The sequence below is a fragment of the Methylobacterium sp. Leaf399 genome, from assembly GCF_001424525.1.
Classification (GTDB): domain Bacteria; phylum Pseudomonadota; class Alphaproteobacteria; order Rhizobiales; family Beijerinckiaceae; genus Methylobacterium.
This window is the reverse complement of record NZ_LMQK01000035.1, coordinates 77,881-93,705: the sequence shown is the minus strand read 5'-3', so window position 1 is coordinate 93,705 and position 15,825 is coordinate 77,881. Positions and strand designations below refer to the sequence as shown.

Annotated in this window: 15 protein-coding genes; 14 read left to right on the top strand and 1 reads right to left on the bottom strand. The window is 69.0% G+C overall.

Annotated elements, in window-relative coordinates; genetic code table 11:
• Positions 1-8: 8 nt before the first annotated feature.
• The 8 genes from ASG40_RS19755 to ASG40_RS19720 all read left to right on the top strand — a co-directional run bounded on the left by ASG40_RS19755 (position 9) and on the right by ASG40_RS19720 (position 9,645).
• Entirely contained in the window at positions 9-932 is a 924-nt protein-coding gene (locus ASG40_RS19755) for a D-alanine--D-alanine ligase (protein WP_055889717.1), read from the top strand.
• Positions 899-1,867: a cell division protein FtsQ/DivIB gene (locus ASG40_RS19750; protein ID WP_055889710.1), complete on the top strand. Its 969-nt coding sequence runs from the start codon at positions 899-901 to the stop codon at positions 1,865-1,867. The genes ASG40_RS19755 and ASG40_RS19750 overlap by 34 nt, the downstream gene beginning before the upstream one ends.
• A 64-nt stretch (positions 1,868-1,931) precedes the next feature.
• Entirely contained in the window at positions 1,932-3,254 is a 1,323-nt protein-coding gene (gene ftsA / locus ASG40_RS19745) for a cell division protein FtsA (RefSeq protein ID WP_055889707.1), read from the top strand.
• A 126-nt stretch (positions 3,255-3,380) separates the two neighbouring features.
• Entirely contained in the window at positions 3,381-5,123 is a 1,743-nt protein-coding gene (gene ftsZ / locus ASG40_RS19740) for a cell division protein FtsZ (protein ID WP_055889705.1), read from the top strand.
• 314 nt (positions 5,124-5,437) lie between these two features.
• On the top strand, positions 5,438-6,385 hold the full coding sequence (gene lpxC, locus ASG40_RS19735) for a UDP-3-O-acyl-N-acetylglucosamine deacetylase (RefSeq protein WP_055889702.1): 948 nt from the start codon (positions 5,438-5,440) through the stop codon (positions 6,383-6,385).
• A gap of 217 nt (positions 6,386-6,602) precedes the next feature.
• Positions 6,603-7,481, top strand: coding sequence for an outer membrane protein assembly factor BamD (locus tag ASG40_RS19730; protein WP_055889925.1), 879 nt, complete (start codon positions 6,603-6,605; stop codon positions 7,479-7,481).
• Between the two features lie 135 nt (positions 7,482-7,616).
• Positions 7,617-9,290 carry a DNA repair protein RecN gene (recN, locus tag ASG40_RS19725; RefSeq protein WP_055889699.1) on the top strand — a complete coding sequence of 558 codons (1,674 nt, stop codon included), beginning with the start codon at positions 7,617-7,619 and terminating at the stop codon, positions 9,288-9,290.
• A 133-nt stretch (positions 9,291-9,423) separates the two neighbouring features.
• Positions 9,424-9,645 carry a hypothetical protein gene (locus ASG40_RS19720; protein WP_055889698.1) on the top strand — a complete coding sequence of 74 codons (222 nt, stop codon included), beginning with the start codon at positions 9,424-9,426 and terminating at the stop codon, positions 9,643-9,645.
• Positions 9,646-9,657: 12 nt separating this feature from the next.
• Here the strand turns inward: ASG40_RS19720 and ASG40_RS19715 are convergent, their stop codons facing one another.
• Positions 9,658-9,909 carry a hypothetical protein gene (locus ASG40_RS19715; protein WP_200944286.1) on the bottom strand — a complete coding sequence of 84 codons (252 nt, stop codon included), beginning with the start codon at positions 9,907-9,909 and terminating at the stop codon, positions 9,658-9,660.
• 347 nt (positions 9,910-10,256) lie between these two features.
• Between ASG40_RS19715 and pstS the strand changes: the two genes are divergently transcribed.
• The 6 genes from pstS (at position 10,257) to phoB (ending at position 15,771) form a co-directional block, all read left to right on the top strand.
• A complete protein-coding gene (pstS, locus tag ASG40_RS19710; RefSeq protein WP_055889695.1) occupies positions 10,257-11,291 on the top strand; it encodes a phosphate ABC transporter substrate-binding protein PstS in 1,035 nt (344 codons plus the stop codon).
• Between the two features lie 120 nt (positions 11,292-11,411).
• Complete coding sequence (pstC, locus tag ASG40_RS19705) at positions 11,412-12,392, top strand: phosphate ABC transporter permease subunit PstC (protein ID WP_055889693.1); 981 nt, start codon at positions 11,412-11,414, stop codon at positions 12,390-12,392.
• A 19-nt stretch (positions 12,393-12,411) separates the two neighbouring features.
• A complete protein-coding gene (gene pstA, locus ASG40_RS19700) occupies positions 12,412-13,317 on the top strand; it encodes a phosphate ABC transporter permease PstA (RefSeq protein ID WP_055889690.1) in 906 nt (301 codons plus the stop codon).
• Positions 13,318-13,370: 53 nt separating this feature from the next.
• Entirely contained in the window at positions 13,371-14,189 is an 819-nt protein-coding gene (pstB, locus tag ASG40_RS19695; protein WP_055889688.1) for a phosphate ABC transporter ATP-binding protein PstB, read from the top strand.
• A 128-nt stretch (positions 14,190-14,317) separates the two neighbouring features.
• Complete coding sequence (phoU, locus tag ASG40_RS19690; RefSeq protein ID WP_055889685.1) at positions 14,318-15,037, top strand: phosphate signaling complex protein PhoU; 720 nt, start codon at positions 14,318-14,320, stop codon at positions 15,035-15,037.
• Positions 15,038-15,069: 32 nt separating this feature from the next.
• On the top strand, positions 15,070-15,771 hold the full coding sequence (gene phoB / locus ASG40_RS19685) for a phosphate regulon transcriptional regulator PhoB (protein ID WP_055889682.1): 702 nt from the start codon (positions 15,070-15,072) through the stop codon (positions 15,769-15,771).
• Positions 15,772-15,825 lie beyond the last annotated feature (54 nt).

Below are 15,825 nucleotides of genomic sequence, written 5' to 3'. Positions count from 1 at the left end.
GAGTCCCCATGTCCAAGCACGTCGCCGTCCTCATGGGCGGGTGGTCCTCCGAGCGCGAGGTCTCGCTCAATTCCGGCACCGCCTGCGCCCGGGCGCTCGAAGGGGAGGGGTTCACCGTGACCCAGGTCGATGTCGGGCCGGACATCGCCACCGTGCTGACCGACTTGAAGCCCGACGTCGCCTTCAATGCCCTGCACGGCCCGGCCGGCGAGGACGGCACGATCCAGGGGCTCCTGGAGATCTTGAAGATTCCCTACACGCACTCGGGCGTCCTCGCCTCGGCGCTCGCCATGCATAAGGAACGTGCCAAAACGATCATGAAGGCGGCCGGGGTCAGCGTGCCGGACGGTTGCGTCGTCGATCGCCATGATGCCGCAAAGTCACACGTGCTGCCGCCGCCCTACGTCCTCAAACCGATCGCCGAAGGCTCCTCGATGGGCGTCATCATCGTGCGCGACGGGCGCTCGCATCCGCCCCAGATCCTGGCGTCGGACGAGTGGGTCTATGGCGACCAAGTCCTTGCGGAGACTTACGTTGCGGGCCGCGAGCTCACCTGTGCCGTGATGGGCGACCGGGCGCTCGGAGTCATCGAGATCAAGCCCGCCTCGGGCGAGTGGTACGACTACGATGCCAAGTACGCCGCGGGGGGGTCGATCCACGTCCTGCCGGCCGAACTTAAACCAAATGTTTACCAGCGTGTCCAAGAGTTGTCGTTAACGGCGCATCAAGCACTGGGCTGTCGGGGCGTCAGCCGTGCCGATCTTCGCTACGACGACACACCGGGTGGAACCGGTGCCCTCGTCGTGCTGGAGGTCAACACGCAACCCGGCATGACCCAGACGAGCCTTGTGCCCGAGATCGCGGCCCATGCGGGCCTAACATTCGGTGAGCTCGTCCGATGGATGGTGGAGGACGCAACCTTGGGCCGCTGAGCGGCGCCGGCCCGGCCGGCGACGGCGGGGTCCTCGCGCGCCTCTCCGGGGTGGGCGGGCGCCTCGCGGCGGCACTGCCGGGCGTGGCCCGGCCGTCGTCGTCCCGGCGCCCGCGGATCGGCGCGCCGATCGGGCGGCGGTTTCCGCGCCTCGTCGGTTCCCTCGCCCTCTCCTGCACCTTCGGCACCCTCGCCGTCGCCGGTTTCATCGCGAGCGGCCGCTACGACACCTTCGTCACCGAGAACGGCCGGCCCCTCGACATCCTGGCCCGCATCGCCGGCTTCGGCGTCGAGCGCGTCACCATTGCGGGCATCTCGCGGCTCTACGAGAGCGAAGTGCTGGAGGCGGCGGGCATCGACGCGCGCTCGTCGGTGGTCTTCCTCGACGTCAGGGAGGCGCGCGAGCGCCTGATGCAGGTGCCGCTCATCGCCAGCGTCTCCGTGCGCAAGATCTATCCCAACGAGATCCTCATCACCCAGGTCGAGCGCGAACCCGCCGCCCTGTGGCAGCGCAACGGCGAGCTCTCGGTCATCGCCGCCGACGGCACCGTCATCGACGAGATGCGGGACGACCGCTACGCGACCCTGCCCCTGGTGGTCGGCGAGGACGCCAACCTGCGCCTCAAGGACTACCTCGACCTGATCGAGGCGGCCGGCCCCCTCGCCGAGCGCGTCAAGGCCGGCACCTACGTCTCGGGCCGGCGCTGGACGCTCAAGCTCGACGGCATCGACATCCGCCTGCCCGAGACCGGCGCCAGGGAGGCGCTGTCCCGCCTGGTCCGCCTCGAACGCACCAACCGCCTGCTGGAGAAGGACATCATCGCCATCGACCTGCGCATGCCCGACCGCGTCGTGGTCCGCCTCACCGAGGAAGCCGCCGCCACCCGCCTCGAATCCCAGAAGAAGAAGCCCAAGGGCAAGGGCACCGACACATGAGCCGCACGATTCGCCCCGCGCGCCTCGCGCCCACCCGCCCCGTCAGTCTGGTCCGGTAAGCCTCATGCACGCGCATCACGGACTCACGCCCCGCCTCAAACCGCTCTCGGCGCGGCGCAGCGCCACCCTGTCGGTCCTCGACATCGGCACGAGCAAGGTCGTGTGCCTCATCGCCGAGCTCCAGCCGGCCGAGGCGCTCTCGACCCTGCGCGGGCGCACCCATCTCGCCCGCATCATCGGCATCGGCCACCAGCGCTCGCACGGCCTCAAGGGCGGCGCGATCGTCGACCTGGAGGCCGCCGAGGGAGCCATCGCCCAAGCGGTCCACGCCGCCGAGCGGATGGCCAAGGTCGAGGTGCAATCGGTCATCGTCAACATCTCGGGCGGCCGCATCGGCTCCCAGCATTTCGATGCGCATGTGCCGGTCCGGACCGGCTCCGTCACCGCGGCGGACGTCGAGCGCGCCCTGGAGACGGCCAGCGCCCACGGCGTCAGCCCCGGCCGGGCCGTGCTCCACGCCCTGCCCACCGGCTATTCCCTCGACGGGCAGGGCGCGGTGATCGACCCCTCGGGCATGATCGGCGACGCGCTCGGGGTCGACCTGCACGTCGTCACCAGCGAGGCCGCCGCGGCCCGCAACCTCATGCTGGCGGTGGAACACTGCCACCTCGGCGTCGAGGCGGTGATCGCGACACCCTACGCCGCCGGCCTCTCGGCGCTCGTCGACGACGAGGCCGAGATGGGGGTCTGCGTCGTCGACATGGGCGGCGGCACCACCACCGTCGGCGTCTTCTCGGGCGGCCACCTCGTCCATGTCGACGCCCTCGCGGTGGGCGGTCACCACGTCACCATGGACATCGCCCGCGGCCTCTCGACTCGGGTGGCGGCGGCCGAGCGCCTCAAGACGCTCTACGGCTCGTGCATCTCCACGGCCTCGGACGACCGCGACATGATCGCGGTCCACGGGGTCGGCGAGGACGAGGGCGACGCCCCCACCCACGTGCCGCGCTCGCAACTCGTACGGATCATCCGTCCCCGCGTCGAGGAAGTGATCGAGCTCGTGCGCGACCGGCTCCGCGCCGCGGGTTTCGCCAGCCAGGCCGGCCGCCGCGTGGTGCTGACGGGCGGCGCCAGCCAGCTCGTCGGCCTCCCCGAGCTGACCCGCCGGATCATGCAGGGACAGGTCCGGATCGGCCGCCCCCTCGGGATCCGCGGCCTGCCGGAAGCGGCCAAGGGACCGGCCTTTTCCGCCGCCGTCGGCCTGCTGGTCTACCCGCAGGTGGCGCATGCGGAGCATTTCGAGCCGCGCGGGCAGGGTGCCTTCGCGGCGACGGGAACGGATGGCTACCTCTCGCGCGTCGGACGCTGGCTCCGCGAGAGCTTCTAGGAACGACGGGCCGGCGGCCGGTGCCCTCCCGCGAGGGGCCGCCGCAAGCCCGGCACAAGCAAATCGGCGCTGGTCTTCGTGGCCGGGCGTCAACCGAAACGTGAAAGGCACGAGAGGCTCATCACCATGGCCATCAGTCTGCAGGCGCCGGACATCCGGGAACTGAAGCCCCGCATCACCGTCTTCGGTGTCGGCGGAGCCGGCGGCAACGCCGTCAACAACATGATCGAATCGGGCCTGCTCGGCTGCGAGTTCGTCGTGGCCAACACCGACGCCCAGGCGTTGACCTCGTCCAAGGCCGAGCGCGTCATCCAGATGGGCCTCAACGTCACGCAGGGCCTCGGTGCCGGCTCGCACCCGGAGGTCGGCTCGGCCGCCGCCGACGAGGTCATCGACGAGATCCGCGACCAGCTCTCGGGCGCCCACATGTGCTTCATCACCGCCGGCATGGGCGGCGGCACCGGCACCGGAGCCGCCCCCGTCATCGCCCGGGCGGCGCGCGACATGGGCATCCTCACCGTCGGCGTCGTCACCAAGCCGTTCCAGTTCGAGGGCGTGCGCCGGATGCGCACGGCCGAGGCCGGAATCCAGGAGCTCCAGGCCGCCGTCGACACCCTGATCGTGATCCCGAACCAGAACCTGTTCCGGGTCGCCAACGAGAAGACCACCTTCGCCGACGCCTTCGCCATGGCCGACCAGGTGCTCTACTCGGGCGTCGCCTGCATCACCGACCTGATGGTCAAGGAAGGCCTGATCAACCTCGACTTCGCCGACGTGCGCGCCATCATGCGCGGCATGGGCAAGGCGATGATGGGCACCGGCGAAGCGTCGGGCGAGAACCGCGCCAACCGCGCGGCCGAAGCGGCCATCGCCAACCCGCTCCTCGACGACGTGTCGATGAAGGGTGCGCGCGGCCTGCTCATCTCCATCACCGGCGGCAACGACCTCACCCTGTACGAGCTCGACGAGGCCGCCACCCGCATCCGCGAAGAGGTGGATTCGGACGCCAACATCATCCTCGGCGCCACCTTCGACGAGAGCCTCGACGGCATCATCCGCGTGTCGGTGGTGGCCACGGGTATCGAGCCAGCCCTGATCACCGCCAACGGCGGCCAGAGCAGCACCGAGATCCTGCAGACCGAGCAGCGCATCGCCGAGGTGGCCGAGCGTCTGCGGGCGGAAGCGAGGGCGCGGGCCAGCCAGCCCGCGCCGACCTTTCGCCCCGCCGGACAAGACCTCCCCGTAGCGCCGGTCGCCGTCGCGCCGGCGCCCGTCGAGCAGCCCGTGGCCCCCAAGCCCGAGCCCATCCGCTTCGAGGCGCCGGCTGCCCTGGCCGTGCGCGACGAGGTGGTGCTGACCCAGACCCAGCCACGGGCCGCGGTGGCCTACGAGCCGGCCCCGGCCCCGGCCCCCGAGCCGGCTCCGATGCCGGCCGCCGGCCCCTACATGCCGCCGCGCCCGGCGGTGCCGGTCGCCCGCGCCCCGCGCATGCCGCAGATCCAGGACCTGCCGATGCCGGCCCAGGCCCAGATCCGCGCCAAGCAGGGCGAGGACGCTCACGAGCAGCCCGCCGACAACAAGCGCATGACGCTCCTGCGCCGCCTCGCCACCGTCGGCTTCGGCGGTCGCCGCGAGGAGACCGAGGCGGCACCGCCCGCCCCGGTCCGTGCGCCGGCCGCACCCTCGCAGACCGCCGCCCACGTGGCGGCCCAGGCGGAGCACGCCAGGCGTCTGGCCGCCGCCCAGGTGCCCCAGTATCGGGCTCCCCAGGGCCAGCTCGACCCGCAGGGGCGTGCACTGCCGCAAGGCCGGATGATGGACGACGACCAGCTCGAGATCCCCGCCTTCCTCCGGCGCCAGGCCAACTGACGGTCAGACCCGTCTGCCTTGAGACTTTTCTGCAACAGACCCGGGATCTCAGGATCCCGGGTCTGCCCATGTGTTAAGGCGTTGATAAAGAAACAGGATCAGGATCACGTCGCAAAAGCGTGTCTGTAACAGAGCGTAAGAAACCGTGATTTGGACGCCTTCGGTGCCCCGGCTATAGAAAATTTGGAATGACGAGGGCGCGGCGGTTTCGCCGTCAGCGCTCGCAGGGGCTTCAAGCAGCGGACGGATCGAAGGGCTTCGCCGGCGCCATTTATGTGGCGCTGCGGTAGCCGGTCACGGCCGAGGGCTATGGAATGCGATCGAACCAACAGACGACATTGAAGGCACCGGCATCCCTCAGCGGGATCGGCGTCCATTCCGGGAAACCGGTCGAGATCACCCTCAGGCCCGCCCCGGCCAACCACGGGATCGCCTTCCTGCGGACGGGCGTCGAGACCGGTAACGACCGGTTGATCCAGGCGCATCACGCCTGCGTCTCCGCCACCGAACTCTGCACCGTGATCGGCGACGTCGAGAGCGGGGCGGTTGCCACCATCGAGCACCTGATGTCCGCCCTCTACGGTGTGGGCGTCGACAATGCCCTCGTCGAGATCGACGGGCCCGAGATGCCGATTCTCGACGGGAGCGCGGCGCCTTTCGTCAAGGCGATCGACGCCGTCGGCCTCGTCTCCTGCGGCGCCAAGCGGCGCTGGATCAAGGTACTGCGCACCGTTCGCGTCCAGGTCGACCGCGCCTTCGCCGAGCTGCGCCCCATCGACCGGGGCTTCCGCCTCGACGTCGAGATCGATTTCGAGAGCCCGGTGATCGGCCGCAGCCGCAAGGCCATGGACCTGACCCCCGCCTCCTACCGCCGCGAGATCGCGCCGGCCCGCACCTTCGGCATGATGCGCGACGTCGAGCGTTACTGGAAGGCCGGGTTCGCCCTCGGTGCATCGCTGGAGAACACCGTGGCCGTCGGCGAGACCACGGTCGTCAATCCCGAGGGACTGCGGTTCGCCGACGAGTTCGTCCGCCACAAGTTCCTCGATGCCGTCGGCGACCTCGCCCTGGCCGGGCTGCCCCTCCAGGGCGGATACCGCTCCTATTGCGGCGGGCATCGCATGAACGTCGCCATCCTCGACGCGCTGTTCTCCGACCGCGCCAACTACGCGATCCTCGAAGCGGCCGGCAGCCGCCGTGAAGCCGCCATCGCCGAATTCGGCACCGGCCTCGGCCTCGCCGCCTTCGCCGGCGACCTGTAGCATTCCGGACACGCCGGGCGCTGCGATCGCAGGCGTCGTACCGCTGCCGCTTTCGCGCCCAATTCTGCCGTCAGACGTTCATCGTCTGTGAACGGTTCCGCGATCGCCGGTGACTCGCACCACGATCCGGGCAACATGCCCGCTCCGCTCGAAACGACTCGTGACATGGCTGACGACGCGCGCCGAATACGGCGGGGTCGGTTGGGGGATGACCGGAATGGCCTTGGCTGATCTCAACCGCTCGAAGCTGGCGGCCGTCCTGTTGGCCGTCTGCGGCCTCGGCCTCGGTGGCTGCGACGCCCTCGATTCGATCAATCCCTTCGCCGAGAAGTACAAGCCGGAAGTGATCCCGGATGTTCCCGCCAACACGCTCTACAGCGAAGGCCTGGCGAAGATGGAGGACCGCGACTTCGAGGCGGCCGCCAAGAAGTTCGGCGATCTCGACAAGCAGTATTCGTACTCGGAGTGGTCGCGCAAAGCGCTCCTGATGACGGCCTACGCCAATTACGAGGGCCAGAAGTACGAGGACGCGATCATCGCCTCGCAGCGCTACATCAAGCGTCATCCGGCCAGCAAGGACGCGGCCTACGCCCAGTACCTGATGGCGATGTCGCACTACAAGCAGATCCCCGACGTCTCACGTGACCAGGAGCGCGCCGAGAAAGCGCTCAACGGCCTGCAGGAACTCGTCCAGAAGTATCCGACCTCCGAATACGCGGCCGACGCCAAGGCCAAGATCCAGATCACCCGCGACCAGCTCGCCGGCAAGGAGATGGAAGTCGGTCGCTTCTACCTGGAGCGCCGCAACTTCCCCGCGGCCATCAACCGGTTCCGCGACGTCGTCAGCAAGTACCAGACGACCCGCCACGCGGAAGAGGCCCTCGAGCGTCTCGTGGAGGCCTACATGGCGCTCGGCATCACCGCCGAGGCCCAGACCGCGGCCGCCGTGCTCGGCCACAACTTCCCTGACAGCCCCTGGTACAAGGACGCCTTCGCCCTCCTCCAGAGCGGTGGCCTCGAGCCCCGCGAGGAGAAGTCGTCCTGGCTGAGCAAGGTCTACCGTTCCGTGATCGGCCGGACCGCCGAGGCGCAGTAGCGTCCCGGGAGCGAGGGCGCAGTCCTGCGGGCGGCGTCGCCCGTTCGTCGGCGCCGCGAGAACCCGTGTGACACGTCGCGGAATGGGGCTTGGAGACCAGGCCAGACGCCCTCAAGCCAAGGCCCGACACGCGGCATGCTGATCCAGCTTGCGATCCGCGACATCGTCCTGATCGACCGGCTCGAGCTGAGCTTTCGCGAGGGCCTGTCGGTCCTGACCGGCGAAACCGGCGCGGGCAAGTCGATCCTGCTCGATGCCTTCGCCCTGGCGCTGGGCGGGCGCGGCGACGGCCGCCTCGTGCGCCACGGCGAGGGCCAAGGCGGCGTCACCGCCGTGTTCGACGTCGGCCTCGACCACCCCGCCCGGCGCATCGCTGCCGAGGCCGACCTCGATACCGAGGGCGATCTCATCCTGCGTCGCGTGCAGATGGCCGACGGCCGGACCCGCGCCTTCGTCAACGACCAGCCCGTCGGCGTCCAGGTGCTGCGGGCGGTGGGGGCGTCCCTCGTGGAGATCCACGGGCAGCACGACGACCGCGCGCTGGCCGACCCATCCACCCACCGCACCATCCTCGATGCCTTCGGCGGCCTCACCCCCCAGGTCGGCCGGGTCGCCGACAGGGCCAAGGCCGTCCGGGTGGCCAGGACCGCCCTCACCGAACACCGCGCCCGGATCGATGCCGCCCGCAAGGAGGCGGATTTCCTTCGCCACGCCGTGGGGGAACTGGCCGAGCTCGATCCGCAAGCAGGCGAGGAGGCGCAGCTCGCCGAGCGCCGCACCACGATGCAGCAGAGCGAGAAGGTGGCGCGCGACCTCAACGAGGCCCTGGATGCGGCCGGCGGCCCCCATTCCGGCGTGCCCCACCTGTCCTCGGCCCTGCGCAAGCTCGAACGGCGCGCCTCGCAGCTGCCCGCCCTGGTCGATCCCTGCATCGCCGCCCTCGATGCAGCCCTCGTCGCCCTCGACGAGGCCCGCAACGTCCTCGACGCGGCGGTGCGCGAAGCCGAGTTCGATCCGCGCGAACTCGAACGGGTGGAGGAGCGCCTGTTCGCCCTGCGCGCGGCCTCGCGCAAATACGACGTCCCCGCCGACGACCTCGCCGCCCTGCGCGACCGCTACGAGGCGGACGTGGCCGCCATCGATGCCGGCGAAGAGGCGCTGGGCGGCCTCGAATCGACCCTGGCCAAGGCCGAGGCGGATTACGTGAAGGCGGCCACGGCCTTGAGCGAGGGGCGGCGGCGGGCGGCCAAGCAGCTCGACGCGGCGGTGAAGACCGAACTGCCGCCGCTCAAGCTGGAGCGGGCCCGCTTCATCACCGAGATCGCGACCGATCCCGAATCGCGCGACGCCGGCGGGTTCGACCGGGTCGAGTTCTGGGCCCAGACAAACCCGGGGACGCGGCCCGGGCCGATGATGAAGGTGGCCTCGGGCGGCGAACTTTCGCGCTTCATGCTCGCGCTCAAGGTTGTGCTCGCCGACAAAGGCTCGGCCCCGACCCTGATCTTCGACGAGATCGACACCGGCGTCGGCGGCGCCGTGGCCGATGCCATCGGCGGGCGGCTGTCGCGTCTGGCGGCCCGCGTCCAGGTCGTGGCGGTCACCCATGCGCCGCAGGTGGCGGCGCGGGCGGGCACCCATTTCCTCATCGCCAAGGATGCGGTGAAGGGGAGCGACCGGGTCGCCACCCGCGTCGCCTCCCTGGCCGCACCGGCGCGGCGCGAGGAGATCGCCCGGATGCTGGCGGGCGCCACCGTCACCGACGAGGCCCGCGCCGCCGCCGCCAGCCTGATCGAGGCGGCCGACGCCTGACGCCCGCACCCCTTGAATAGTCCTTCGCCCGCGCGTCGAAAAATTAACGTTTCGTTAACTATGTTCGCGCATAGGCTAGGTCTCCCAGACCGTTCGAGCGATTCGTTCGGAACGGCGGGGTGGATCGAAAGATATGGCCAGCACGACAACCCAGGGACACGACACGAACCAGCCCGAGCTCACGGTGCAGGTCGAATCGCCGCCCACCATGACCGGTCATACCCGCGCCCACCTCGGCGTCGCGCTGCGTACGATCTACGCGGATCTGTGCGAGGCCCAGCCGATCACCGACACGCAGGTCGACCTCCTTCTGCGGCTGCGCCATAAAGAGCGCGACCGCCGCCGCGCTGCCTGATCGTTTTCTTCCCTACCAGCGCCTTGCGCCGGGCTGTCGCCGGTACTCCGCGGCCCGCAGCTGCGTGAGCACCTGGTCGAGCCGCGCCAGGAGGCTCTTCTCGTCGTCTCCGGCCTGCACCACGTCCGCCGTGTCGCTGCCGTAGCGCTGGCGCTGCTGCGCCAGGACGAGATCGCGTTCGACCCTCTCGCGCTCCGCATGAAGGGCCAGGAACGCCGCGTCCTCCGGTGAGCCGTCCGCGGGTACCCCATTCGATCGGTCCACCACGGCCTTCTCCCTCCCTGTCGGACCGGCACGCCGGTCCGCGGCCGCGCGACGCACCGACCCGACGACCAACGCACGAAGCCCGCCAACCGTGCCATCGCACGCCGCCGTCCACCGATGGCGGCCCTGGTCGGAGCCGATTGCCCACCCTTGTCATCCCACCGTCATGGGAACGTCATAGGGCCGGCATTGTCGAGGCGGTACCGGTCCGCCAGCCGCGATGGAGAGCGGCCTCGGTCCTGGCCCTACGCCGCCGAACCGCGCTGCGCCCCGCTTCGGGCGCCGCCGCACGGTTCGGGGATCGTGCCGCATCCGGCATCGGCCGCCGAACGAAGACGGAGAGATCCATGAAACCCGTTACCTATGCGCTCGCCCTCGGGCTCACCGCCGCGCAGCTCGCGACCCCTGCCCTGGCCGCCGACATCACCGGTGCCGGCGCCACCTTCCCTTTCCCGGTCTATTCCAAGTGGGCGGAAGCCTACCGTAAGGACACCGGCACGGGCCTGAACTACCAGTCGATCGGCTCGGGCGGCGGCATCAAGCAGATCCAGGCCAAGACCGTCGATTTCGGCGCCACCGATGCGCCCTTGAAGGGTGAAGTCCTGGCCAAGGACGGCCTCGTGCAGTTCCCCACCGTGATGGGCGGCGTCGTCACCGTCGTGAACATCGCCGGCGTCGAGCCGGGCAAGCTCAAGCTGACCGGCGAGCTCATCGCCGACATCTACGCCAACAAGATCACCAAGTGGAGCGACGCCAAGATCGCCAAGATCAACGAGGGCCTGAAGCTCCCCGACTCGCCGATCACCCCCGTCTACCGCTCGGACGCCTCGGGCACGACCAACATCTTCACGACCTACCTCTCCTCCGCATCCGAGACCTGGAAGAAGGAGTTCGGTACGGCCACGACCATCTCCTGGCCGGCCGGACAGGGCGGCAAGGGCAACGAAGGCGTCACCGCCACCGTCAAGCAGGTCGCCAACTCGATCGGCTACGTTGAATCGGCCTACGCCAAGCAGAACAAGCTCAGCTACGCGCTGATCCAGAATAAGGCCGGCAAGTTCCCCGTGCCGGACGACAAGTCGTTCCAGGCGGCCGCCGCCAGCGCCGACTGGAAGTCGGCGCCCGGCTTCGGCATCGCGCTGACAAACCAGGGCGGCGACGATTCCTGGCCGATCACCGCGGCGACCTTCGTCCTCGTCTACAAGGACCCGGTCGACCCGGCCAAGACCGCCGAAGTGCTCAAGTTCTTCGACTGGGCCTACAAGAACGGCGACAAGCTCGCCGCCGACCTCGACTACGTCCCGCTGCCCGACAACGTGGTCTCCCTCGTCAAGACCGAGTGGAAGGAGATCAAGGGCAAGGACGGCAAGCCGGTCTTCTAAGGCTGCCGCCGACCCAGGGGCCGCCGCCGCGGCGGCCCCATTCTCATCCGCAAGACGAGCCGCCCCTCGCCTCGCACCCTGCCGCACGGTACGAGACCGCGTTGAAGAGAAGACACTCGGATGGCCGCCTTGACTGAACAGATCGCCATGGCCCGCAGCAGCGGGGATGCCCCGGCCCGTAAGACGCCCGGTGGCCTCGGCGACACGATCTTCCGGGTCGCGTCCTACGCCTCCGCCCTGCTCGTGCTCCTCTTCCTCGCCGGCATCCTGGCCTCGATCGCCTACGGCGGCTGGCCGGCCTTCCGCGAGTTCGGCCCCGGCTTCATCACGTCGAGCGCCTGGAACATCGGCCAGGAGCAGTACGGCGCCTTCGTCGCCATCATCGGCACGGTCGCATCGGCCTTTCTCGCCCTGATCATCGGCGTGCCGCTCTCGCTGGGGATCGCGATCTACCTCACCCAGCTCTGCCCCGGCTGGGCGCGCAAGCCCGTCTCGATGACCATCGAGCTCCTGGCCTCGGTGCCGAGCATCATCTACGGCATGTGGGGGCTCTTCATCTTCGCTCCGCTGTTCGCGCAGTTCGTGCAGATTCCCGTGTCGAACGTGGTCGAGGGCATGCCGATCGTCGGCACCCTGTTCTACGCCCGCGTCCCCTCCGGCGTCGGCATCCTCACCGCGGGCATCATCCTGGCCATCATGATCGTGCCGTTCGTGGCCTCGATCACCCGCGACATGCTCGACCAGATCCCCACGGTCCTGCGCGAGAGCGCCTACGGCATCGGCTGCACCACCTGGGAGGTGGTCCGGCACGTGCTGGTGCCGCAGGCCTCGGTCTCGATCATCGGCGCGATCATGCTCGGCCTCGGCCGCGCGCTCGGCGAGACCATGGCGGTGACCTTCGTCATCGGCAACGCCAACCGGCTGTCGGCCTCGATCTTCGATCCGGGCTCGACCATCGCCTCGCGCATCGCCAACGAGTTCAACGAGGCCGACGGCATGCAGCTGAACGCGCTGATGGCGCTGGGCTGCATCCTCTTCGTCGTCACCTTCATCGTCCTGATCATCGCCCGCCTGCTCGTCAGGCGCGTGAAGGTCGCCTGAGAGCAGGGAAACCGCACCCATGGCCTCTGCCACTCACCCCACCGTGCCCCCGCAACGGGCGGCCGCACCGACCACCGGCAGCCGTGTCCGGTCCGGCCGGCGGATCGCCGACAAGGTCCTCATCGTGGCGAGCACCATCGCCACGGGGATCGGGATCGTCGTGCTCGGCTCGATCCTGCTCATGCTCATCGTCGAGGGGGTGAAGGGCTTCTCCCCGCTGCTGTTCACCGAGCCGACCCCCGGACCGGGCTCCGAGGGCGGCGGCATCGCCAACGCCATCCTCGGCAGCCTCGTGCTGACCCTGATCGGCATCGTCATCGCCACGCCGATTGGCGTGCTCGCGGGAACCTACCTGGCGGAGTACGGCCGCAACTCGAAGCTCGCGGACATCATCCGCTTCCTGAACGACATCCTGCTCTCGGCGCCCTCGATCCTGATCGGCCTCTTCGTCTACACGCTGATGGTCAAGCCGATGGGCAGCTACTCGGGCTGGGCCGGCGGCGTGGCACTCGCCATCATCGCCACCCCGGTCATCGTGCGCACCACCGAGGACATGCTGCGCCTCGTCCCCTCCACCCTGCGCGAGGCGGGCGCGGCGCTGGGCGCTCCGCCCTCCATCGTGATCAAGGCGATCACCTGGCGCGCGGCGAGCGCGGGCATCGTCACCGGCATCATCCTGGCCCTGGCCCGGATCGCGGGCGAGACGGCACCGCTGCTGTTCACGGCGCTGAACAACAACAGCTGGTTTTCGGCCAACCTGATGGGCGGCATCCCCAACCTTCCGGTGATGATCTACCAGTTCGCGCTGTCTCCCTATCCGAACTGGCAGCAGCTGGCCTGGGCCGGGGCGCTCCTCATCACCGTCACGATCCTCGCCCTGTCGATCGTGGCCCGCTTCGTCATCAAGAGCGATCGCGCGCGCTGACAGCGCGCCGATCCGGTCCCTTCCTCTTCCGTCTCGACAAGGACGAACCCACGATGAGCGCCGAGCCCGCGATCCAAGCCGCCCAACTGACCGGGCGCCACAAGGCGGACGAGAACGCCCCGATCCGCATCGCCGTGAAGGATCTCAACTTCTATTACGGCAACTTCCACGGCCTGAAGTCGGTCAACCTCAACTTCCACGACCGGCAGGTGACGGCGCTGATCGGCCCGTCGGGCTGCGGCAAGTCGACGTTGCTGCGCACCTTCAACCGGATCTACAGCCTCTATCCCGAGCAGCGGGCCGAGGGCGAGATCATGCTCGACGGTCGCAACATCCTCGACCCGAAGATCGACCTCAACGAGCTGCGCTCGAAGATCGGCATGGTGTTCCAGAAACCGACGCCGTTCCCGATGTCGATCTACGACAACGTCGCCTTCGGCCTTCGCCTGTACGAGCGCTTGTCCAAGGCCGATCTCGACATCCGCGTCGAGGAATCCCTGCGCAAGGCGGCCCTGTGGGACGAGGCCAAGGACAAGCTCAAGCAGTCCGGCATGGGCCTCTCCGGCGGCCAGCAGCAGCGCCTGTGCATCGCCCGCACCGTCGCCCAGCGCCCGGAGGTGATCCTGTTCGACGAGCCGACCTCGGCGCTGGACCCGATCTCGACGGGACGCATCGAGGAGCTGATCGAGCAGCTGCGCTCCGAGTTCACGATCGTCATCGTGACGCACAACATGCAGCAGGCCGCCCGCATCTCGCAGTTCACGGCGTTCATGTACCTCGGCGAACTCGTGGAATTCGGGCCCACCACCCGGATCTTCATGAACCCCGAGAAACGCCAGACCCAGGACTACATCACCGGCCGCTTCGGCTGAGGCCGTTCGACTGGCGGACGGTCCCCTTCAGACATCGCATCGGGCCCGACCTCGTCCGCTGCGAAATACCCTCCCGACCGATCCCGTTCGCCGTTCCCCGCCGGGGCGCCGACCCGAGGAGTGCGATCATGCCCGACCATATCGTCAGTTCCTACGACACCGACCTCGAGGACCTGCGCCGCGCGATCTCCGAGATGGGCGGCATCGCCGAGAAGATGATGAACGAGGCGGGCCACGCCCTCGTGCGGCGCGACGCCACCCTGGCCCAGACGGTCATCGCGGCAGACCAGCGCCTCGACGTACTGCAGCGCGAGATCGAGGAGCGGGCGATCCTGCTCATTGCGCGGCGCCAGCCGATGGCCATCGACCTGCGCGAAACCATCTCGGCGATCCGCGTGTCGAGCGATCTCGAGCGGATCGGCGATCTGGCCAAGAACGTCGCCAAGCGCGTCATCGCCATCGCCGGCGAGATCCAGTCGCAGAAGGTGGTCGTGGGCATGCAGCACATGGGCGACCTCGTCCAAGAGCAGCTCAAGGACGTGCTGGACGCCTATTCCAGCCGCGACATCAAGGCGGCGCACGACGTCTGGGAGCGGGACGGCGCCATCGACGCCCTCTACAATTCGCTGTTCCGCGAGCTCTTGACCTACATGATGGAAGACCCGCGCAACATCTCGTTCTGCACGCACCTGTTGTTCTGCGCCAAGAACATCGAGCGGATCGGCGACCACACTACCAACATCGCCGAGACGATCCATTACCTCGTCACCGGTGAGAACCTTCCCACCGATCGCCCGAAGAACGACGCGTCGAACTACGCCATGGTGGAGCCGCCGACCGGCGCCTGAAGCCCCCGGCAGGGACATCCCAGACAAAGCCCATGAGTACGCGTATCCTGATCGTCGAGGACGAGGAGGCCCTTACCCTCCTCCTCCGCTACAACCTCGAGGCGGAGGGGTTCACCGTCGACGCGGCCGCCCGCGGCGACGAGGCGGACCTGCGCCTGCAGGAACAGCTTCCCGACCTGGTGCTGCTCGACTGGATGCTGCCCGGCCTGTCGGGGATCGAGCTCTGCCGCCGCATCCGTGCGCGCCGCGAGAGCGAGACCCTGCCCGTCATCATGCTCACGGCCCGCGGCGAGGAGGGCGACCGGATCCGCGGTCTCGGCACGGGGGCGGACGATTATATTGTCAAGCCGTTCTCGGTGCCCGAACTGCTGGCGCGGGTGCGGGCGCTGCTGCGGCGCGCCAAGCCGGCGCATGTGGCGAGCCTGCTCATCGCCGGCGACATCGAGCTCGACCGGGTCAGCCACCGCATCCGCCGTCAGGGCCGCGAGATCCACCTCGGGCCCACCGAGTTCAAGCTGCTCGAATTCCTGATGCAGAGCCCCGGCCGGGTGTTCTCGCGCGAACAGCTCCTGGACGGCGTCTGGGGTCACGACGTCTACATCGACGAGCGCACCGTCGACGTCCACGTCGGCCGCCTGCGCAAGGCCATCAACCGCACGACCCAGTCCGATCCCATCCGCACCGTTCGCGGCTCAGGCTATTCGTTCGACGAGACCTTCGCCGTCGACGCGTGAGGCCGCCACGCGCGGTATCGCCGTCCCGACCGCGACATCCGCCGCCCGGCCGCG

What these genes read in the sequence shown, in the direction of transcription:
- ASG40_RS19755 (WP_055889717.1), top strand. Translation starts at nt 9, where the DNA reads ATGTCCAAGCACGTCGCCGTCCTCATGGGCGGGTGGTCCTCCGAGCGC.
- ASG40_RS19750 (WP_055889710.1), top strand. Translation starts at nt 899, where the DNA reads ATGGATGGTGGAGGACGCAACCTTGGGCCGCTGAGCGGCGCCGGCCCG.
- ftsA (WP_055889707.1), top strand. Translation starts at nt 1,932, where the DNA reads ATGCACGCGCATCACGGACTCACGCCCCGCCTCAAACCGCTCTCGGCG.
- ftsZ (WP_055889705.1), top strand. Translation starts at nt 3,381, where the DNA reads ATGGCCATCAGTCTGCAGGCGCCGGACATCCGGGAACTGAAGCCCCGC.
- lpxC (WP_055889702.1), top strand. Translation starts at nt 5,438, where the DNA reads ATGCGATCGAACCAACAGACGACATTGAAGGCACCGGCATCCCTCAGC.
- ASG40_RS19730 (WP_055889925.1), top strand. Translation starts at nt 6,603, where the DNA reads ATGGCCTTGGCTGATCTCAACCGCTCGAAGCTGGCGGCCGTCCTGTTG.
- recN (WP_055889699.1), top strand. Translation starts at nt 7,617, where the DNA reads ATGCTGATCCAGCTTGCGATCCGCGACATCGTCCTGATCGACCGGCTC.
- ASG40_RS19720 (WP_055889698.1), top strand. Translation starts at nt 9,424, where the DNA reads ATGGCCAGCACGACAACCCAGGGACACGACACGAACCAGCCCGAGCTC.
- pstS (WP_055889695.1), top strand. Translation starts at nt 10,257, where the DNA reads ATGAAACCCGTTACCTATGCGCTCGCCCTCGGGCTCACCGCCGCGCAG.
- pstC (WP_055889693.1), top strand. Translation starts at nt 11,412, where the DNA reads ATGGCCGCCTTGACTGAACAGATCGCCATGGCCCGCAGCAGCGGGGAT.
- pstA (WP_055889690.1), top strand. Translation starts at nt 12,412, where the DNA reads ATGGCCTCTGCCACTCACCCCACCGTGCCCCCGCAACGGGCGGCCGCA.
- pstB (WP_055889688.1), top strand. Translation starts at nt 13,371, where the DNA reads ATGAGCGCCGAGCCCGCGATCCAAGCCGCCCAACTGACCGGGCGCCAC.
- phoU (WP_055889685.1), top strand. Translation starts at nt 14,318, where the DNA reads ATGCCCGACCATATCGTCAGTTCCTACGACACCGACCTCGAGGACCTG.
- phoB (WP_055889682.1), top strand. Translation starts at nt 15,070, where the DNA reads ATGAGTACGCGTATCCTGATCGTCGAGGACGAGGAGGCCCTTACCCTC.